This window comes from Pseudomonas sp. G5(2012) (assembly GCF_000408945.1).
Lineage (GTDB): Bacteria > Pseudomonadota > Gammaproteobacteria > Pseudomonadales > Pseudomonadaceae > Aquipseudomonas > Aquipseudomonas umsongensis.
The window spans coordinates 1-18,698 of record NZ_APIO01000109.1 but is presented as its reverse complement, the minus strand read 5'-3'; the positions used below and the strand labels follow the sequence as shown (position 1 = coordinate 18,698).

Annotated in this window: 17 protein-coding genes; 5 read left to right on the top strand and 12 right to left on the bottom strand. The window is 61.6% G+C overall.

Annotated features, from left to right (window positions below):
- Positions 1-131: 131 nt before the first annotated feature.
- Positions 132-836 carry a YebC/PmpR family DNA-binding transcriptional regulator gene (locus tag PG5_RS27030; RefSeq protein ID WP_008063883.1) on the bottom strand — a complete coding sequence of 235 codons (705 nt, stop codon included), beginning with the start codon at positions 834-836 and terminating at the stop codon, positions 132-134.
- Positions 837-1,061: 225 nt separating this feature from the next.
- Here PG5_RS27030 and PG5_RS27025 point away from each other — a divergent pair, with 225 nt between their 5' ends.
- The gene (locus tag PG5_RS27025) at positions 1,062-2,474 is read left to right on the top strand and encodes a type VI secretion system Vgr family protein (RefSeq protein ID WP_020800258.1); all 1,413 of its coding nucleotides are present in this window, start codon (positions 1,062-1,064) and stop codon (positions 2,472-2,474) included.
- Between the two features lie 4 nt (positions 2,475-2,478).
- Here the strand turns inward: PG5_RS27025 and PG5_RS27020 are convergent, their stop codons facing one another.
- Positions 2,479-3,804 carry an MFS transporter gene (locus tag PG5_RS27020; protein WP_020800257.1) on the bottom strand — a complete coding sequence of 442 codons (1,326 nt, stop codon included), beginning with the start codon at positions 3,802-3,804 and terminating at the stop codon, positions 2,479-2,481.
- Positions 3,805-4,072: 268 nt separating this feature from the next.
- Here PG5_RS27020 and PG5_RS27015 point away from each other — a divergent pair, with 268 nt between their 5' ends.
- Positions 4,073-4,945: a LysR family transcriptional regulator gene (locus tag PG5_RS27015; protein WP_020800256.1), complete on the top strand. Its 873-nt coding sequence runs from the start codon at positions 4,073-4,075 to the stop codon at positions 4,943-4,945.
- Between the two features lie 104 nt (positions 4,946-5,049).
- On the opposite strand, the gene PG5_RS27010 is transcribed toward PG5_RS27015, so the two are convergent.
- A complete protein-coding gene (locus PG5_RS27010) occupies positions 5,050-5,913 on the bottom strand; it encodes a LysR substrate-binding domain-containing protein (protein ID WP_020800255.1) in 864 nt (287 codons plus the stop codon).
- A gap of 109 nt (positions 5,914-6,022) precedes the next feature.
- On the opposite strand from PG5_RS27010, the gene PG5_RS27005 reads away from it, so the two are divergent.
- From PG5_RS27005 to PG5_RS26995, 3 genes are all read left to right on the top strand, one after another.
- Positions 6,023-7,132: a 2-aminoethylphosphonate--pyruvate transaminase gene (locus PG5_RS27005; RefSeq protein WP_020800254.1), complete on the top strand. Its 1,110-nt coding sequence runs from the start codon at positions 6,023-6,025 to the stop codon at positions 7,130-7,132.
- Positions 7,133-7,284: 152 nt separating this feature from the next.
- Positions 7,285-8,112 (top strand): phosphonoacetaldehyde hydrolase, encoded by an 828-nt coding sequence (gene phnX / locus PG5_RS27000; RefSeq protein WP_020800253.1) that lies wholly within the window; start codon positions 7,285-7,287, stop codon positions 8,110-8,112.
- 178 nt (positions 8,113-8,290) lie between these two features.
- On the top strand, positions 8,291-8,851 hold the full coding sequence (locus PG5_RS26995; protein ID WP_020800251.1) for a cytochrome b: 561 nt from the start codon (positions 8,291-8,293) through the stop codon (positions 8,849-8,851).
- 11 nt (positions 8,852-8,862) lie between these two features.
- On the opposite strand, the gene PG5_RS26990 is transcribed toward PG5_RS26995, so the two are convergent.
- From PG5_RS26990 to pqqA, 9 genes are all read right to left on the bottom strand, one after another.
- Positions 8,863-9,822: a 1-aminocyclopropane-1-carboxylate deaminase/D-cysteine desulfhydrase gene (locus tag PG5_RS26990; RefSeq protein WP_020800250.1), complete on the bottom strand. Its 960-nt coding sequence runs from the start codon at positions 9,820-9,822 to the stop codon at positions 8,863-8,865.
- Between the two features lie 122 nt (positions 9,823-9,944).
- Positions 9,945-11,984, bottom strand: coding sequence for an NADPH-dependent 2,4-dienoyl-CoA reductase (locus tag PG5_RS26985; RefSeq protein ID WP_020800249.1), 2,040 nt, complete (start codon positions 11,982-11,984; stop codon positions 9,945-9,947).
- Positions 11,985-12,125: 141 nt separating this feature from the next.
- The gene (locus tag PG5_RS26980) at positions 12,126-13,862 is read right to left on the bottom strand and encodes a NahK/ErcS family hybrid sensor histidine kinase/response regulator (protein WP_020800248.1); all 1,737 of its coding nucleotides are present in this window, start codon (positions 13,860-13,862) and stop codon (positions 12,126-12,128) included.
- A complete protein-coding gene (gene ercA / locus PG5_RS26975) occupies positions 13,846-15,009 on the bottom strand; it encodes an alcohol dehydrogenase-like regulatory protein ErcA (RefSeq protein WP_020800247.1) in 1,164 nt (387 codons plus the stop codon). The genes PG5_RS26980 and ercA overlap by 17 nt, the downstream gene beginning before the upstream one ends.
- A gap of 234 nt (positions 15,010-15,243) precedes the next feature.
- Entirely contained in the window at positions 15,244-16,386 is a 1,143-nt protein-coding gene (pqqE, locus tag PG5_RS26970) for a pyrroloquinoline quinone biosynthesis protein PqqE (protein WP_042955786.1), read from the bottom strand.
- On the bottom strand, positions 16,364-16,636 hold the full coding sequence (gene pqqD, locus PG5_RS26965) for a pyrroloquinoline quinone biosynthesis peptide chaperone PqqD (RefSeq protein WP_020800245.1): 273 nt from the start codon (positions 16,634-16,636) through the stop codon (positions 16,364-16,366). The genes pqqE and pqqD overlap by 23 nt, the downstream gene beginning before the upstream one ends.
- A complete protein-coding gene (pqqC, locus tag PG5_RS26960; RefSeq protein WP_020800244.1) occupies positions 16,633-17,385 on the bottom strand; it encodes a pyrroloquinoline-quinone synthase PqqC in 753 nt (250 codons plus the stop codon). The genes pqqD and pqqC overlap by 4 nt, the downstream gene beginning before the upstream one ends.
- A 116-nt stretch (positions 17,386-17,501) precedes the next feature.
- The gene (gene pqqB / locus PG5_RS26955; protein WP_020800243.1) at positions 17,502-18,416 is read right to left on the bottom strand and encodes a pyrroloquinoline quinone biosynthesis protein PqqB; all 915 of its coding nucleotides are present in this window, start codon (positions 18,414-18,416) and stop codon (positions 17,502-17,504) included.
- 55 nt (positions 18,417-18,471) lie between these two features.
- Positions 18,472-18,543 (bottom strand): pyrroloquinoline quinone precursor peptide PqqA, encoded by a 72-nt coding sequence (pqqA, locus tag PG5_RS33905; RefSeq protein WP_003253598.1) that lies wholly within the window; start codon positions 18,541-18,543, stop codon positions 18,472-18,474.
- Positions 18,544-18,698 lie beyond the last annotated feature (155 nt).

The window sequence follows — 18,698 nt, the reverse complement described above, 5'->3', positions numbered from 1 at the left end:
GTAAGAGCGAAACCATAAGCGGCCGTTACCACAGGAATGGATATGTACGCAGTCAACAAAACATAGGTCGGCCTTCTCCGGCAAGCCTGGCTCCTACGGGGTGGTTTTTTCAGTCGCCGTTAGGGCGCAAATCAACCCGCCAGGCCGACAAACATATCCTGCACGTCGTCATGGTTATCGAGCCCTTCAAGGAACGCTTCGACCTCAGCCATCTGCTCGTCGCTCAGGCCGCTGACCGGGTTCTTCGGCTGGTAGCCCAACTTGGCCGACAACACGGTGAAACCTTGCTCAGGCAGGGCTTTTTGTACCGCGTCCAGGTCCGTAGGTTCGGTCAGGAACAGCGTCGCGCCGTCTTCGCCCGGTTCGAAATCCTGGGCACCGGCTTCGATGGCAGCCATTTCCGGATCGGCGTCCGGAGTGTCCGGCGAGGCCTCGATCATGCCCACGTGGTTGAAGTCCCAAGCCACCGAACCGGAAGCGCCCAGTTGGCCCTTGCGAAAAGCAACGCGGATTTCAGCGACGGTACGGTTGATGTTGTCCGTTACGCACTCGACGATCAGCGGCACCTGGTGTGGCGCGAAGCCTTCATAGGTCACGCGATGGTATTGCACGGTTTCGCCCAGCAGACCGGCGCCTTTCTTGATGGCGCGATCCAGGGTTTCCTTTGGCATCGAAGCTTTCTTGGCCTGTTCGACCACCAGACGCAGGTGTGCGTTGGTGGCGGTATCGGCACCGTTGCGCGCAGCAATGGTGATTTCCTTCACCAGTTTGCCGAAGATCTTGCCCTTGGCGTTGGCTGCCGCTTCTTTGTGTTTAACCTTCCACTGTGCGCCCATTACTCACTCTCTTGTCTATGGCGCCGAAACATCTATTGGCCGACGCATGGCGCCAAGTTTATACGGCCTAAAGTTGGCAATCGACCAAAAAATCTCAGGCTCATCCAAGGATCGGCATCTTTACCGATGGTTGTAGGGCAATTCTGAAATTTCGATTGGCGATGTCCACAAGGCATGCGGGTTTCGTACTCTCTGTGGCCGTACTCCATGGTAGAAGCGCGTCCGATGCACAACGACAAGGAAAGTCCCTACACCCTGACACTCCTCGACGACCACCTGAGTTTGCAAGTAGTGCAGTTCAGTGGGCACGAGGCCGTCAACCAACCCTATCGATTCAATATCGAAGTGATTGGCCTGGCACCGGCCCTCAACCTTGAACGGCTGCTGCAACAATCGGCGTTGCTCGACCTTGGGCAAGGCCAGGGCATTCATGGCGTATTGCACAGCGCCAGCTGCGAACACCGGGGGCAAGGACGGGTGAGCTATAAACTGGTCCTGGTGCCGGCCCTTCAAGCGCTGGATCGATACCCATCGCGGCGGATCTTCCAGCACCTCAGCGTGCCGATGATCCTGCGCCAGCTGCTGGAGGAACATGACCTGCCCGCCGACAGCTATCGCCTGGAGCTGGCAGACGGGCAGTATCCCCTGCGGCCTTTTTGCATTCAGTACGAGGAAACCGACTTGGCCTTGCTGCAGCGCCTGTGCGAGGAGGAAGGCATTCACTATCACTTCGAACACCGGCGTGACAGTCATGTACTGGTGTTGGCCGACGACAACATGAGCTTTCCCCAGGAGCCGCTGCTGATGCCTTTCCAGGGCGATGAACCGGGCGATGGCGCTACGCCTGTGATCAGCGAGTTGTTCCAGCGCCATGACTCACAAGCCGTTTACCCACGAGTGGCGGCGAAAAATCGTGGAACTGCGGTCGATGAAGGTGCGGCCAATCACGCTTTTTCCCACACCTTCGCACCCGGCCCTTCCCAGGAGCAACGTCATCGAGATCAACTCGAGCGCCGCGATCTGCAGCGTATGCGTTGCCAGCAATTGCAGCTGCATGGAAAAAGCAATCAAGGCCTGTTACGCAGCGCACGCATCGTGCAGATAGCCGAGCATCCCGTGCCGGGGTTCAACGACCAATGGCTGGTCTTTCAGGCGCGGCATCAGGGCCAGCAGGGTTCGATCCTGTCTCAGGACAGCATTGTCCGGCGCTATCAAAATCAGTTCACGGCGATTCCCTGGTCGACGGTATTTCGCCCACCCCTGGACCAGGCCAGGCCGCGCATCCCTGGCTTCCAGCCCGCCCGGGTCCATGGCCTGCCCGGGCAGCGCGCAAAACAGGATGATCAAGGCCGCCTGCTGGCGACTTTGTGGCCAGGCACGGAGGTCGATCCCAAGGCGAGCAGCGGCCTCTGGCTGCCTGTCGCACTGACAATGTCCCCTACCCACGGGGAACCGAGCCAGCTGCCAATGGCCGGCAGCGACGGTTGGGTCAGTTTTCTCGACAGCGACCCCGACCGCCCGGTGTTCTGCGCCAGCGGTGGGCAGCTGCGCAGCCCACCAGCGGTACGCACCGACACCCGCCACAGCGACACCCGCCTGCTGCTCGACTGGCTGATCAATCGCACCGACCCCGAGTGACCGTTCAGGTGCGCAGGGGTTTTATGGTGATCGCCTGATTGGGCAAGCGGGCCTTGTGGCTACCTTGGCCCGCGGGGCGGCTGTTCCAGTGCGGGATGAGTACCACGGCAGAGAACAACGCGCAGCCGGCAAAGACGATGAAGACGGTCACGGTGTCGAAGTAGCCTGGTAGCAACCCACCGAGAATCGCCCCGACCGAACCGCAACCGTTGACGAAACCCGCCGCCGTGGCACCCGCCTTGGCGGTGCCGAAGTCGATGGCGGCCGCACCGCTGATCATCGAGTCAGGTCCGTAGAGCGTCAGGCCCATGACGAACAGCAAGGCCACCACCAGCACCACGCTACCGCTGTGCAGCGCGCCCATGAAAAACCCCAGGGACACGGTCAATGCCAACAGGCTCAGCACGCAGGCCGGCATGCGCCGGGCGCCGAAGAGTTTGTCCGAGGCCAGGCCGAGCATGATCGGCCCGAGCAAGCCGGCCAGTTCGAACGCGGTAGGAATGATCGCCGCGCCGACTTTGCCCACCGAGGGCATCTGTTCGAAAACGATCACCGGGCCCCAGAGCAGAATCGCGTAGCGCGCCGGCTTGAGCATGAAATACGCCAACCCCAGCACCAGCACCGTGCGGTTGCGCAGAATGTCCTTCAACGGCTCCCACAGGCTGATCTTGCTTTGGGCATGGGCCTCCTCGACGGTCAGCTCAGGCTCTGGCTCAACCGCCGGCAAGCCGACGTCTTGCGGTGTATTGCGTTGGAAAATAAAAAACAGCACGGCGACCAGCCCAACCACCGCCGCACTGGAAATGAACGCCGCATGCCAGCTGCCGATCAGCGTATAGGCCCACCAACCCGCAAACGGCGAGGCCACCAGGCCGCCGAAGGCGTAGCAGGAACTCCACAGTCCCAGCACTTGCCCGCGCTGTTGGGCGGGAAAGAAACTGCCAAGGTTCTTGCACAACCCCGACCAACCGGTGGACTGCGCCAGGCCCTGGATCAGCATGCAGGTGGCGAAGATCGGCAAGGTGGCGAAACTGCCCATCACCAGTGCCGCTGCGGCGGAAATCAGCAACCCACCCAGCACCACCACCCGCGGCCCGAAGCGGTCCGCCAGGATGCCCCAGGTGAATTGGCCGATGGCGTAGGCGGTCAGGTAGATCGCGTCGAGGTTGGCCATGGCCATCTTGTCGAGCATGAAGGTCGGGTCTTCGGCGATGCCGAGCTTGGCCACGGAAAATGCTTTGCGGGTGAAGTAGAAAGCGGCGTAGGCAAGCCAGGTGATCGCGAAGATCTGCACGCGCCAACGTTTGAGGGTGCCGATATGCTGGTTCATTGTGGTTCTGACCTCAGGGTATGAGTGTGCCGGCAGATCTGAAAGAAAACGCCTGTGTTCTTATTGTTGAGCACTGCGAAATCACCTTGTCCCTGTGGGCGATTCCGGTCAGATGAGTCCTGTGTCTTGCACGCAAGGGCTCATGGCATCCGCGCTGCTCGACCGAGCAGTCACGGAACCTGAGATGAATAGAAACAATTACTGATTAATAAGTGAAATCGCTTTATCGTATTTCCAAAATAAGCGCAGCTTGTTACTGGAGATTCCCATGTCGGTTTCCCACGCCCAACTCAAAGCCTTCCATGCCGTGGCCGTGCATGGCAACTTCACCAAAGCCGCCGAACGGTTGTTTCTCACCCAGCCAGCGATTTCCGACCAGGTGCGCAAACTCGAAGAACGCTACGGTGTTTTGCTGTTCCACCGCAACAAACGCTCGGTACGCCTCACCGACCTGGGCGAGCGCTTGTTGAGCGTCACCCAGAAACTGTTCGTGATCGAAGCCGAGGCCCAGGAATTGTTGCAGGACTCCCAGGCATTGCAGACCGGCAGCCTGATTCTGGCGGTGGATGCGCCGGTGCATGTACTGCCACAGATCGCGCGCTTCTGCGAACGCTACCCCGGCATCAGCGTGAAGATCGAAACCGGCAACACCGATGAGTCGCTGTTCCGATTGTTCAATTACCAGGCCGACCTGGCGTTGCTCGGTCGCGAGGTGAGCGACGAACGATTGATCTCGCTGCCGCTGCGCAATGACCCGATGGTGGCATTCGTGTCGCGCAATCACCCGTGGGCGGATCGCCAATCCATCACCCTCGCGGACCTGGACGACACGCCGCTGGTATTGCGCGAAATCGGTTCGGTGACCCGCCAGACCCTGGAAGAAGAAATGGCCGGCGCCGGGTTCCGCATTCGTCCGGCGATCCAGGTCGAAGGTCGGGAAGCCGCCCGTGAGGCGGTGGTGGTGGGAATCGGGATTGGCGTGGTCTCGGCGGCTGAATTCGGCGCCGACTCACGGGTATGCGCGTTGCCGATCACCGATTGCAAACGGCGGTTGACGGAAACGCTGGTGTGCTTGCGCGAACAGAGCTCGCGGCGGATTGTGGCGACTTTCCTGGAGATGGTTCGCGAAAGTCTGGTGTAGGCAGGCCTGGCCCCTTCGCGAGCAGGCTCGCTCCCACAAGGGATTTTTGTCGCACACAAAACCACTGTGGGAGCGAGCCTGCTCGCGAAGGCAGACGACTCGGTCTACCTGGAAGGCGCCAAGCCGAAAAACGCCTGGATCAAACGCAAGTCCCGCCGCCGCTCCATGCACCCCATCATGTGCCGATTGACCAACCCCTCCCCGATGATCGGCACCGCCGCCACCCGCGGGTCATGGCTGACCTCCACCGACGACACCACGCCCACCCCCAACTCGGCAGCGACCGCCTCGGTCACCGCTTCGCGGCTGTCCAGCTCCAGCAACACCCGCGGATTGACCTTCGCCTGTACGCAGGCGTCATCGAAGGTACGCCGGGTGATCGAACTCGGTTCACGCAACACCATGATCACCTGGTCCAGATCCTTGAGCGGTACGCCTTTGGTGCGCCGCGCCCAGGGATGCCCCTCGGGTACCAGCGCGCATATCCGTGATTCGCTCAGGGCCTGCAAGTGCAGGCCCTTGCGCGGTTCGACCTCGGTCAATACCGCCACGTCGGCATGCTCGGACAACAGCGCCGCCAGGGTTTCCTGGGCATTGCCCAAGCGCAGGTTCACGGTGATCCCCGGATAACGCGCACGCAGGCTCGCGAGCATCGGCATGACCATGTGCGGACCGTCCGCCGCCACTTCCAGGCGCCCGGTCAGTAACTGCCGGTTGGCCTCCAGCATCGCTTGCGCTTCTTCGGCCAGACCGAACATCGCCCGGGTGATCGCCGCCAGGCGGGTGCCCTCCTCCGTCAGCTCCACACGTCGCGCGGTGCGGCGCAACAGGGTGATCTGGTAGTGCTCCTCCAGCGCCTTGATGTGCCCGGTGACCGCCGGCTGGCTGATGAACAGTCGAGCAGCGGCGCGAGTGAAGCTGCCCTCACGGGCCACGGCATCGAAGGCACGGAGCTGAAACAGGTTCATGAATAAGTCTCACTGATGGCTGGCATAACAACAAACAATTTGATTGATAGCTCGGCAAATTGCAATTTAAGCCCCGTAGCTTGATCCCATCGATTGCGAGGACACGAGAATGAGTACTGCCGCCCCCATCCTGCTCACCCCCGGCCCGTTGACGACGTCGGCCCGCACCCGCCAGGCGATGATGGTTGACTGGGGTTCATGGGATGACCGTTTCAACCAACTGACCGCCAGCCTGTGCGAACAACTGCTGGCGATCATCAACGGCGCGGCCAGCCACCACTGTGTGCCCCTGCAAGGCAGCGGCACCTTCGCCGTCGAAGCGGCGATCGGCACGCTGGTGCCACGCGACGGCAAGATCCTGGTGCTGATCAACGGTGCCTACGGCAAGCGCCTGGCGAAGATCTGCGAAGTGCTGGGCCGCTCGTTCAGTACGTTCGAAACCGCCGAAGACGAACCGACCACCGCTGCCGACGTCGACCGCCTGCTGCGGGCCGACGATGGCATCACCCACGTTGCCCTGATTCACTGCGAAACCAGCACCGGCATCCTCAATCCGCTGCCGGAAATCGCCCAGGTGGTCGCGCAACACGGCAAGCGCCTGATCATCGATGCCATGAGCTCCTTCGGCGCGCTGCCGGTGGACGCGCAACAGGTGCCGTTCGATGCGCTGATCGCCGCTTCCGGCAAATGCCTGGAAGGCGTGCCGGGCATGGGGTTCGTTTTCGCCCGCAAAGAATCCCTGGCCAACGCCGCCGGCAACTCGCACTCCCTGGCGATGGACCTGCACGACCAGCACACCTACATGACCAAGACCGGGCAATGGCGCTTCACCCCGCCGACCCACGTGGTCGCGGCGCTGCACGAAGCCCTGCTGCAATACAACGAAGAAGGTGGCCTGCCAGCCCGGCACCAGCGCTACGCCGCCAACTGCCAGGCCCTGATGGAAGAGATGGCCGCGCTGGGACTGCGCAGCTTCCTGCCGGCCGCCATCCAGGCGCCGATCATCGCGACCTTCCATGCACCAAAAGACCCGCGTTACCAGTTCAAGGCGTTCTACGAGCGGGTCAAGGCCAAGGGTTACATCCTCTACCCCGGCAAGCTGACCCAGGTCGAGACGTTCCGCGTCGGGTGCATCGGCCATGTGCAACCTTCGGAGATGCGCGAAGCGGTGGCGGCGATTGCCGAAGTGCTGCGCGAGATGGAAGTACTCGAGATCTAACCCCCACCACTTTCCCCTGTGGGAGCGAGCCTGCTCGCGAAGACGGTCGGACATTCAACATCAATTTCGACTGATCCAGAGCTTTCGCGAGCAGGCTCGCTCCCACAAAAAGCAGCTCTCCATTTAGCCAGTTGCCACAGGACTTGATCACCATGAACTACACCACCCCAACCAAACTGCAAGCCGCCATCCTCGACTGGGCCGGCACCGTGGTCGACTTCGGCTCGTTCGCGCCGACGCAGATTTTCGTCGAGGCCTTCGCCGAGTTCGACGTCCAGGTCTCCATTGAAGAAGCCCGTGGCCCGATGGGCATGGGCAAGTGGGACCACATCCGCACCCTGTGCGATCAGCCGCAAGTCGCCGAGCGCTATCGCAAGGTGTTCGGCCGTACGCCGACCGACGATGACGTCACCGCCATCTACCAGCGTTTCATGCCACTGCAGATCGAGAAAATCGCCGAACACTCGGCGCTGATTCCCGGCGCCCTGGACACCATCGCCAACCTGCGCCAACAGGGTATCAAGATTGGCTCCTGCTCGGGATATCCGAAACAGGTCATGGATAAAGTCGTCGAACTGGCCGCCACCAACGGCTACGTGGCCGACCACGTGGTCGCCACCGACGAAGTGCCGAACGGCCGTCCATGGCCAGCTCAGGCATTGGCCAACGTGATCGCCCTGGGCATCGACGATGTCGCCGCTTGCGTGAAGATCGACGACACCGTACCGGGCATTCTCGAAGGCCGTCGTGCCGGCATGTGGACCGTGGCGCTGATCTGTTCGGGCAACGCGCTGGGGCTGGACTATGAAGGCTATCGCGCCCTGGACAGCGACACACTGGACAGCGAACGCAAGCGCATCCACGCCTTGTTCGAAGGTTCGCGCCCGCACTACATGATCGACACCATCACCGACTTGCCGGAAGTGATTGCCGACATCAACAAGCGCTTGGCCAAAGGCGAGATGCCGCAAACCAATTGACTCACCGCCGCCCTTTGTAGGAGCTGCCGCAGGTTGCGATCTTTTGATCTTAAAAAGTCAAAAGATCGCAGCCTGCGGCAGCTCCTACAGAGCATTCAGCGTCAAATAGCCTCAGGCAAACCCGGTGAAACAGGATTACAGTTAACGGTGGTTACACCCCCCCTGTGAGGAACACCGTATGCCGTGGAAAAATTCCGACTCGCGCTACAGCACCGTTTCGATCGCGCTGCATTGGTTGATGCTGGTCCTGCTGGCATTGGTTTACGCCTGCATCGAGCTGCGCGGCCTTTTTCCCAAGGGTAGCGGTGGTCGAACGCTGATCGTGGAGTCGCACTTCATGCTTGGCCTGACCGTATTCGTGCTGGTCTGGCTACGCTTGTTCGCCCGCAGCCTCGGCCCGGCACCGCAGATCTTCCCGGCCTCGCCCCAATGGCAAACCATGCTGGCCAGATTGATGCACTGGGCGCTGTACATCTTTATGATCGTCATGCCCATACTGGGTTGGCTGGTCACCAGTGCCAAAGGTAACCAGGTGATGTTCTACGGCTTCGACCTGCCCCTTTTGATCGCGCAGGACAAGGACCTGGCCAAGCAGATCGAGGGCTGGCACGAACTCGGTGGCACCATCGGCTACTGGCTGATCGGCCTGCACGCCGTCGCCGGGCTGTATCATCACTATGTGGTGGGCGATAACACCTTGTTGCGGATGATGCCCAAGCGGGTGAACAGGGACACTTGAGATCACCCGTATCAGGCTTGTGGATTGAAACCCCGCAGGCCTTGCAAGCCGCCCGTGTGAATAAAGATCAGCCGCGTACCCGGGGCAAACTTCCCCGCCTCGACCTGCTGCCTGAGCGCCAGCAATGCCTTGCCGGTGTACAGCGGTTCCAGGGCAATGCCGCTGGCTTGTTCGGTGCGCGCGATGAATTCGAGTAACGGCGGGTCGACCTTGGCAAAGCCTCCACGGCTGGCGTCGAACAGTTCATAAGACGAATGATTCACGCCCGCCTCCTCCACAATCTTTGCGACCTGCTGTGCCACGCCATGATCACCGGGCACCGCCAGGGCGCCATAGACCGGGTGCTCTCCCGCCTCGGCCAGGACCAGGCCCGCCAAGGTCGTGCCGGTTCCGCAGGCCAGCCACCAACCGTCGTAGCCGCTCCAGCCCAGTGCGTCCAGTTGCCGACAGGCCAATGCCTTGAGTTGCACGCAACCCTGTGCCCCCGGCAACCCGCCGCCGCCTTCCGGGACCGCAAGCAGATCGGGATACTGCACCTGCCACGGCTCCCAGAAACCCGCCTCGTGCCGCGCCCGATAACCGCCATAACCGAGCCAGTGCAGTTGCATGCCGAACGCCTGCAAATCATTCACCGTCGGCGTTTGTTGAGCGTGTCCGCGTAACAGGCCAACCGTGGCGAAACCGAAACGCTTGCCGGCAGCGGCCAGCGCATGCAGGTGATTGGAATGCGCGCCGCCTAGGCTGATGATGCCTTTGGCGCCGCACTGGTCAGCGGCTTTGAGATGTTCGGTGAGTTTGAACCATTTGTTGCCGCTGATCAGTGGGTCGATCTGGTCCAGGCGCAGGATGGCGACTTCGATGTCGGCGGTTTTGAGCCAGTCAAGATGGAGGGACTCGAAGGGGGCTTGGGGTAGCCAGTTGGAAGCAGAAGAAAACATTGGCGCCTGATTGAGCTCATGAAGAGTCAGCATTCTAATCGCTCATAAGCAGCTATCGCGAGCAGGCTCGCTCCCACAAGGGTTCTCTGAACGACACAGATCCAATGTGGGAGCGAGCCTGCTCGCGAAGGCCATTGGCACGCGGGGCCTTCGGATTACAACTCGGCCGCCAATCGCGAACCCTGATTGATCGCCCGCTTGGCATCCAGCTCCGCCGCGACATCCGCGCCGCCGATCAGATGCACGTTCTGCCCCGCCGCCACCAGGCCGTCCTGCAACTCGCGCAACGGGTCCTGCCCGGCGCAGATCACGATATTGTCCACCGTCAGCACCTGCGGTTCACCGGTTTCGCCGATGCGGATGTGCAGGCCTTCGTCGTCGATCTTCAGGTACTCGACGCTGTTGAGCATCTGCACTTTCTTGTTCTTCAATCCCGTGCGATGAATCCAGCCAGTGGTCTTGCCCAGGCCGTCGCCGACCTTGGATTTCTTGCGTTGCAGCAGGAACACTTCGCGGGCCGGGGCATGGGGGGCTGCCTTGATCCCGGCGACACCGCCGCGTGCTTCAAGGTGGGTATCAATGCCCCACTCCTTCCAGAACTCATCGCGGTTCAGGCTGGTGGCCTGGCCCTGGTGAACCAGGTACTCCGAGACGTCGAAACCGATACCGCCGGCACCGATCACTGCGACACGCTTGCCCACCGGTTTGCGCTCAAGCAGCACGTCCAGGTAGCTCAGCACCTTGGCATTGTCCACGCCCTCAATCGCCGGCAACCGCGGCGCAATGCCGGTGGCCAGGATGATCTCGTCGTAGCCGCCCTCGACCAGCTTTGCCACATCGACACGGGTGTTCAGGCACACCTCGACGTTGGTGGTCTGCAGCTTGCGACCGAAATAACGCAAGGTCTCGAAGAATTCTTCCTTGCCCGGCACGCGTTTGGCGACGTTGAACTGACCGCCGATTTCGCTGGCCGAATCGAACAGCGTCACCGCATGGCCACGCTCGGCCGCCACGGTCGCGGCAGACAAGCCGGCAGGCCCGGCACCGACCACGGCGATTTTCTTGACCTGCTGCACCGGCACATAGTTGAGTTCGGTTTCGTGGCAGGCACGCGGGTTGACCAGGCAACTGGTCAACTTGCCGCCGAAGGTGTGGTCCAGGCACGCCTGGTTGCAACCGATGCAGGTGTTGATTTCATCGGCGCGACCTTCAGCGGCCTTGTTGACGAAGTCCGGGTCGGCCAGGAACGGCCGCGCCATGGAAACCATGTCGGCATCGCCCTCGGCGAGGATCTGCTCGGCGACTTCCGGGGTGTTGATGCGGTTGGTGGTGATCAGCGGAATGCTCACCGAGCCACGCAGCTTGGCCGTGACCTTGCTGAAGGCCGCGCGCGGCACTTTGGTGGCGATGGTTGGAATCCGCGCTTCGTGCCAGCCGATACCGGTGTTGATGAGCGTCGCTCCGGCCTGCTCGATGGCCTTGGCCAACAGCACGATTTCATCCCAGCTGCTGCCGCCTTCGACCAAGTCGAGCATCGACAAGCGGAAAATGATGATGAAGTTCGGGCCAACCGCCTCGCGTACGCGACGGACGATTTCCACCGGCAGGCGCATGCGGTTTTCGTAGCTGCCACCCCAACGGTCGGTGCGGTGGTTGGTGTGGGCGGCAAGGAACTGGTTAATGAAATAACCTTCCGAGCCCATGATCTCGACACCGTCGTACTCGGCCTGCTGGGCCAGCGTCGAGCAGGTGACGAAATCGCTGATCTGCTTCTCGATGCCTTCCTCGTCCAGCTCTTTAGGCTTGAACGGGTTGATCGGCGCCTGAATGGCGCTTGGCGCGACCTGTTTCGGGCTGTAGGCATAACGACCGGCGTGGAGGATCTGCATGCAGATCTTGCCGCCCGCCTCATGCACCGCGCGGGTGACGATGCGGTGCTTGAGCGCTTCTTCCTCGGTGGTCAGCTTGGCTGCACCGGAATACACACCGCCCTCGTCGTTCGGACCGATACCGCCAGTGACCATCAGGCCGACACCGCCACGGGCACGTTCGGCGAAATACGCCGCCATGCGCTCGAAACCACCGGGCTTTTCCTCAAGGCCGGTGTGCATCGAACCCATCAGGGTGCGGTTGCGCAACGTGGTGAATCCCAGGTCCAGCGGGGCCAACAGGTGCGGGTAATGAGCGGCGGTCATCGGTAACTCCACAGCGAGCGATCACGGAAAAAAGCGGAAGCTCTACGGCCCCCGTCAGTCATGTTCGACAGACTAAGAGCCGCACCGCCAGCACTCAATGACCGAAAGTGACAACTTAATGATCGAAATGTGCAGCCAAGTTCAAGCTGGCGCTCCCAACAACTGACTCAACACCGCTCGCAACTTGCCGGGTTTCACCGGTTTGTTCAGCAACGGCGCCTCGAGCCGCTGCAATGCGCGCCGGCACTGATCCGTACGGTCCGCGGTGATGATCACCGCAGGAATTGACTGGCGGTAATGCTCACGCAAATGCCTGACCACATCACATCCCACCACGCCGTGGTCAAGGTGATAGTCCGCCAGGATCAGTTCCGGGGCCTGGCCGGCCAGGGCTGCCAGCGCCGAGGCTTCATCGGTGGCCGTGACGACGTCGCAGCCCCACTGCCCGAGCAACGCGCCCATGCTCTGCAAGATGCTGACTTCATTGTCCAGCACCAGCAAGCGCCGGCCCGGCAATGGATTGCCCGTGCCTGATTGAGGCGCCGTGAGGCTGATGGGCAACGGCACTTCACGGGAGATCGGCACCTCAATGCTGAACATCGAACCCCGGCCGGGCAGTGAATGCACCTGGATCCGGTAGTTGAGGATCTTCGCGATGCGCTCGACGATCGCCAGCCCCAACCCCACGCCCTTGCGGTCGGCAGCGCGGCCGACGTCCAGTTGATTGAATTCGAGGAAGATCGAATCGAGACGATCGGCCGGAATCCCGCGTCCGGTGTCCCACACTTCCAGGCGCAGCTTGTCGCCCCGGCGCCTTGCCGCCAGCAGGATGCTGCCTTCGTCGGTGTAGCGGCAGGCATTACTGAGGAAGTTTCGCAGGATCCGGGTCATCAGGCGCAGGTCCGTGCAAATGGCGTAGTCGCCCATGTGCACCCGTAAACGCAACCCGGCGGCCTCGGCCACGGACTGGAACTCCGAGACCAGGGGCCCAAGCAACTCGTCGAGGCGGTATAGCGCGACATCCGGCTTGACCGCCGCTTGATCGAGCCTTGAGATATCCAGCAAATCGGTGAGCAGATCCTCGGCGCCTTCCAGTGCCTGGTGAGTGCGTTCGACCAGCACCTGCTCGACTTCGGGCAGCTTGCGCTCACGCAAGGTGGAGATCAGCAACCGTGCGGCGTTGAGGGGTTGCAGCAGGTCGTGACTGGCGGCAGCGAGGTATTTGTCCTTGCTGTGATTGGCGGCCTCCGCGGCGTCACGGGCGTCGCGCAAGGCCTTGGCGATCTGCTTACGCTGGGTGATTTGTTGTTGCAGGTTGCGGTTGGCTTCCAACAGCTCATCGGTGCGCGCGGTTACGCGCTGCTCCAGTTCATCGTTGAGTTGCTGCAGGCGTTGCTGGGCGAGTTTGCGCTCGGTGATGTCGGCGACGAATCCTTCCACCAGCCCTTCCTGACCGGGCTTGAGCAACAGGTTCATCAGCACGTCGAGATGGCTGCCATCCTTGCGCCGCAACTGGGTTTCATAGCCGTGCAAGCTGCCCTGGTGGGTGAGGATTTCGCCAATGTTTTCCAGCTCCTGCACACCGCCGACAAACAGATTGCTCGCCAGGTCCGCCAGGGAAAACAGCACCTCCTGCGGGTCTTGATAGCCAAGCATGCGCGCCATCGCCGGGTTGGCGGCGCGCATGCCGTCTTGCAGGCTGGCCTGGAAAATCCCGTGGACCGCGTTTTCGAACAACCATTTGTAGCGATTGCGCTCGGCTTCCAGTTCATCCAGGCGCGCCGCCAGCTCCGGGTAATGGCTCTTGCGCGCCGAATGATTGCCTAATCCGAGCAGGCCGGCCAATGCCCGTTGTTGCTCGTCAGAGGGCTTCGCCATAGACGACCTCGACATCACGCTGGCTGGATTCACGCGGGTTGGTGAGGATGCACGGGTCATCCATGGCGTGCTGCGACAGGAACGGAATGTCGGAGGTCCTGACCCCGTGCAAACCGAGGGTTTCGTGGAAACCGATGGCGTGTTTCAGGGCGATCAGGTGCTCCACCAGGCGCCCGCAGATTTGCCGGTGATTGAGGCCCCGGCAGTCGATGCCGAACGTCTCGGCGATGACCTTGAAGCGGTCCGGCGCCGAGTCGTAGTTGAACGCCACGACGTGTTCCACCAGCACCGCGTTGCACAGGCCATGGGGCAGGTCGAGAAAGCCACCGAGACTGTGCGACATGGCATGCACCGCGCCGAGGATCGCGTTGGAGAACGCCAACCCGGCCTGCATGCTGCCGAGCATGATTTTCTCGCGCAGGGCGATGTCCGTCGGGTTGGCGATCATCTGCACCAGGTTGCCGTTGATCAGGCGCATGGCTTCCAGCGCATGGGGATCGGTCAGAGGCCCGTGCCCGGTGGAGACGAAGGCTTCGATGGCATGCACCAGCGCGTCGATACCGGTACAAGCCGAGAGGAACGGGTCCATGCTCAGGGTGGTTTCGGGGTCGATCAGCGACACATCCGGCACCACTGCCTTGCTGACGATGGAGAACTTCATGCGCTCCTGCTGATTGGAAATGATCACGAATTGCGAGACGTCGGCCGAGGTGCCGGCCGTGGTCGGAATCAGGATCAGTGGCGGGCTCGGTACGCGGATGGTGTCCACGCCTTCGAACTCGAGGATGCTGCGGCCATGGGCGACGACTATACCGATGCCTTTACCGCAATCCATCGGGCTGCCACCGCCGACGGCGACGATCACATCGCAGTGATTTTCCCGGTACATCTCGGCACCGAGCATCACCTCTTCAACACGCGGGTTGGGAGAGACGGCGCTGTAAAGGCAATATTCGATGCCCAGGGCTTGCAGGCTGGCTTCGACATCCGCCACCCAACCGGCGGCAATCACCCCCGGGTCGCTGACCACCAGCACCTTGCGCGCGCCAAAGGTCTTGGCGTAGTTGCCGACGTTGTGCCGGCAGCCGGCACCGAAGATGATTTCAGGCGAAACGAATTTACGCAGCTGACTGAGACTCTGGCTCATTGGAAAGCCTGTTTTTTATTGTTTTGGAAGGTAAGGTCCACACTAACCCATCCAGTGGTGAATGCAATCAGACCAATGGCTGGATTCACCGCAGATCCCTTGTAGGAGCGAGCATGCTCCGGGCGGCGTTCCGACGATGGTCGTCAACGATCACGCTGGGAACCTGACACCCCACGGCGCACTCTGGTTCTTCGCGAGCAGGCTCGCTCCTACAGGGGATTTATGTCGCTTGGGTCAGCCGCGGTAGATCAGGCGGGAAGCCTTCTCATTGCGCAACGTCAGGTGCTCCATGCCTAGCCCTGGCGCATCTGCTTCCTCGCGGGCCTTGAGGATCACCCCGTGATGAGGCGACTTGCTGCATACCGGGTCGGCGTTCTCGGCATCGCCCGTCAACATGAACGCCTGGCACCGGCACCCACCCAAATCCTTGTGTTTTTCATCGCAGGAACGGCAGGGTTCTTTCATCCAGTCATGGCCGCGAAAACGGTTGAAGCCAAACGAATCGTTCCAGATGTGCTCGATGCTGTGCTCACGCACATTGGGAAATTGCACGGGCAATTGCCGGGCGCTGTGACAAGGCAACGCCGTGCCGTCCGGGGTGATGTCGAGAAACAGGTTAGCCCAGCCATTCATGCAGGTTTTCGGGCGCTCTTCGTAGTAATCCGGGGTGACGAATATCAATTTGCACGGATGGCCCTGGGCCTCAAGACGCTCGCGATACTCGTTGGTGATGCGCTCGGCGCGTTGCAATTGCTCGCGCGTCGGCAACAGGCCGACGCGGTTGAGCTCGGCCCAGCCATAGAACTGGCAGGTGGCCAATTCGACGAAATCCGCTTCCAGTTCCAGGCACAAATCAATGATCCGGGCGATGTCATCGATGTTGTGTCGATGGGTGACGAAGTTCAGCACCATCGGATAGCCCTGGGCTTTCACGGCCCGGGCCATCGCCAGTTTCTGCGCGAACGCCTTGCGCGAGCCGGCGAGCATGTTGTTCACCGCTTCGTCGGCGGCCTGGAAACTGATCTGGATGTGATCGAGCCCGGCGACCTTGAAGTCCCGCACCTTCTGCTCGGTCAGGCCGATGCCCGAGGTGATCAGGTTAGTGTAGTAACCCATGTCCCGCGCGGCCTTGATCAACTCGGCCAGGTCTTGCCTTACCAGTGGTTCGCCACCGGAAAAGCCCAGTTGCGCGGCGCCCATGTCCCGCGCCTCACGAAATACCCGGATCCATTCCTGCGTGTCCAGTTCCTCGCCGTGCCGGGCGAAATCCAATGGATTGGAGCAATACGGACACTGCAACGGACAACGGTAGGTCAGCTCCGCCAACAGCCACAACGGCGGCCCCGGTAGCGCGTCACTCGATCCAGAATTGCGCATGGGCCACCTCCAGGAAGGCCAGTACGTCCTCGTCGATCCCCGGCACGTCAGGAAAACTCGCCGTCAGCCGATCGATGATCGCCGCGACGCTGCGCTGGCCGTCCACCAGATCGAGAATCTGCCCGGCACTGGCGTTGAGTTTGATCATGCCTTCGGGGTACAGCAGCACATGACAGTCCTGGCGCGGTTCCCATTGCAGGCGAAAGCCCCGGCGCAATGAGGGTGACTGCTTGCGATCGATCAGGCTCACAGGACAATCCCCCGGTGCCAGGCGTTGTCCCGTGTGACGGTGTGATACGGCGGACGCTCCAGCTCATAGGCCATGCTCATGGCATCGAGCATGCTCCACAACACGTCGAGCTTGAATTGCAGGATCTGCAGCATGCGTTGCTGGGCCTCGAGGGTGACGTAATGTGCCAGGGTGATGCGCAAGCCATGCTCTACATCGCGCCGGGCCTGGCTCAGCCGTGTGCGGAAGTAGTCGTAGCCGGCGGAATCGATCCACGGGTAATGGGTCGGCCAGGCATCGAGTCGCGATTGATGGATCTGCGGTGCGAACAGCTCGGTCAGCGAACTGCTGGCCGCTTCCTGCCAACAGGCACGACGGGCGAAATTGACGTAGGCATCCACGGCGAAACGTACGCCGGGCAGCACCAACTCCTGTGACAGGATCTGCTCGCGATCGAGCCCCACCGCCTCGCCCAGGCGCAGCCAGGCCTCGATGCCGCCTTCGCTGCCGGGCACGCCATCATGATCGAGGATGCGTTGCAGCCATTCGCGGCGCACTTCACGGTCGGGACAGTTGGCCAGGATCGCGGCGTCCTTGAGCGGGATGTTGACCTGGTAGTAAAAGCGATTGGCGACCCAACCCTGGATCTGTTCGCGAGTAGCGCGGCCGGCGTACATGGCTTGATGGAATGGGTGATGGATGTGGTAGTAGGCGCCTTTGGCACGCAGGGCCTGCTCGAATTCGGTGGGGGTCATGGCTGTATCGGTCATTGCGGGTCTCCGGGGAATCTTCGGTGTCTGATCTGGACCCTTCGCGAGCAGGCTCGCTCCCACAGTGGATTACGTCGCCCTTGTGGGAGCGAGCCTGCTCGCGAAGGCGTCCGTCGCTACAGCACAATATCCATGCCGTCGTAAGCCACCTCGATCCCCCGCCGTTCCAGCAGCGCCCGCTCGGCCGAGTCTTCATCGAGGATCGGGTTGGTGTTGTTGATGTGGATCAGCACCTTGCGCTGGCGGGGAAAACCTTGCAGCACTTCCAGCATGCCGCCGGGACCGCTCTGGGGCAAATGGCCCATGTCGCTGCCCAGGCTTTGACCGACCTCGCAGACACGCATCTCGTCATCGCGCCACAGGGTGCCGTCCAGCAACAGGCAATCGGCGCGCTGCATCCAGGCCAGCACTTGATCATCGACCTGGCCCAGGCCAGGTGCGTAAAACAGCGATGCGCCGCTGCGTTGGTCTTCAACGAACAACCCGATGGTGTCGCCCGGTTGCGGATCACCGCGATTGGGCGAATACGGCGGTGCGTTGCTGACCAGGGGAATCGCGTGAAACCGCAGGTGCGCGCAGGCGCCGATACTGAAGGGTTCGCGATCCAGCGCAATCGGTTGCCACCGCAACCCGCCATTCCAGTGCCTGAGCATGGTAAACAACGGGAAACCGCTGCTGAGATCCTGATGAACCCGCTCGGTGCACCACACCGCATGTGGGCAGCCTTCACGAAGGCTCAGCAGACCGGTGCAGTGATCGATCTGGCTGTCGAGCAACACCACGCCAGTGATGGCGCTGTCACGCAAGCGGCGGGCCGGTTGCAGCGGCGCAAAGCCCTCGAGTTGCGCGCGGATGTCCGGTGAAGCATTGCACAGCACCCAGTCCACCCCGTTGTCACTCAAGGCAATCGAGGACTGCGTGCGACGCCGGGACCGCAGGCTGCCATTGCGCACACCGACGCACTGGCGACAGTTACAGTTCCACTGCGGAAAACCACCGCCAGCGGCGGAGCCGAGTACGCGGATGTGCATGGGCAATGCTCCAGAAGGCAGGCCCGGCCAACGCAACGGCTGGCCGGGTGGTCAATCAACGGTTGGCGAAATACATCGTCACTTCGAAGCCAATGCGCAGATCGGTAAACGCGGGTTTAGTCCACATGGGTCATTCCTCTTCTTGTGCCGGGCGATTCCGGTAGAGCCATTAATGCACGGGGCGCCGGGCGCCCGAATGCTACTTTCGAAGGAGGTTTGGGGGGGCTTTGGTAGGGGGTAAACGTATACATGAAACACACATAAACCCCTGTAGGAGCTGCC

Excerpts from the sequence above, each read along its gene's own strand:
- phnX (WP_020800253.1), top strand. The coding sequence starts at position 7,285 with ATGAACTACACCACCCCAACCAAACTGCAAGCCGCCATCCTCGACTGG.
- PG5_RS26985 (WP_020800249.1), bottom strand. The coding sequence starts at position 11,984 with ATGACCGCCGCTCATTACCCGCACCTGTTGGCCCCGCTGGACCTGGGA.
- pqqB (WP_020800243.1), bottom strand. The coding sequence starts at position 18,416 with ATGCACATCCGCGTACTCGGCTCCGCCGCTGGCGGTGGTTTTCCGCAG.
- ercA (WP_020800247.1), bottom strand. The coding sequence starts at position 15,009 with ATGAGCCAGAGTCTCAGTCAGCTGCGTAAATTCGTTTCGCCTGAAATC.
- PG5_RS27025 (WP_020800258.1), top strand. The coding sequence starts at position 1,062 with ATGCACAACGACAAGGAAAGTCCCTACACCCTGACACTCCTCGACGAC.
- pqqE (WP_042955786.1), bottom strand. The coding sequence starts at position 16,386 with ATGCGCAATTCTGGATCGAGTGACGCGCTACCGGGGCCGCCGTTGTGG.
- PG5_RS27030 (WP_008063883.1), bottom strand. The coding sequence starts at position 836 with ATGGGCGCACAGTGGAAGGTTAAACACAAAGAAGCGGCAGCCAACGCC.
- PG5_RS26980 (WP_020800248.1), bottom strand. The coding sequence starts at position 13,862 with ATGGCGAAGCCCTCTGACGAGCAACAACGGGCATTGGCCGGCCTGCTC.
- PG5_RS27010 (WP_020800255.1), bottom strand. The coding sequence starts at position 5,913 with ATGAACCTGTTTCAGCTCCGTGCCTTCGATGCCGTGGCCCGTGAGGGC.
- PG5_RS27020 (WP_020800257.1), bottom strand. The coding sequence starts at position 3,804 with ATGAACCAGCATATCGGCACCCTCAAACGTTGGCGCGTGCAGATCTTC.
- pqqC (WP_020800244.1), bottom strand. The coding sequence starts at position 17,385 with ATGACCGATACAGCCATGACCCCCACCGAATTCGAGCAGGCCCTGCGT.
- PG5_RS27015 (WP_020800256.1), top strand. The coding sequence starts at position 4,073 with ATGTCGGTTTCCCACGCCCAACTCAAAGCCTTCCATGCCGTGGCCGTG.
- PG5_RS26995 (WP_020800251.1), top strand. The coding sequence starts at position 8,291 with ATGCCGTGGAAAAATTCCGACTCGCGCTACAGCACCGTTTCGATCGCG.
- PG5_RS26990 (WP_020800250.1), bottom strand. The coding sequence starts at position 9,822 with ATGCTGACTCTTCATGAGCTCAATCAGGCGCCAATGTTTTCTTCTGCT.
- PG5_RS27005 (WP_020800254.1), top strand. The coding sequence starts at position 6,023 with ATGAGTACTGCCGCCCCCATCCTGCTCACCCCCGGCCCGTTGACGACG.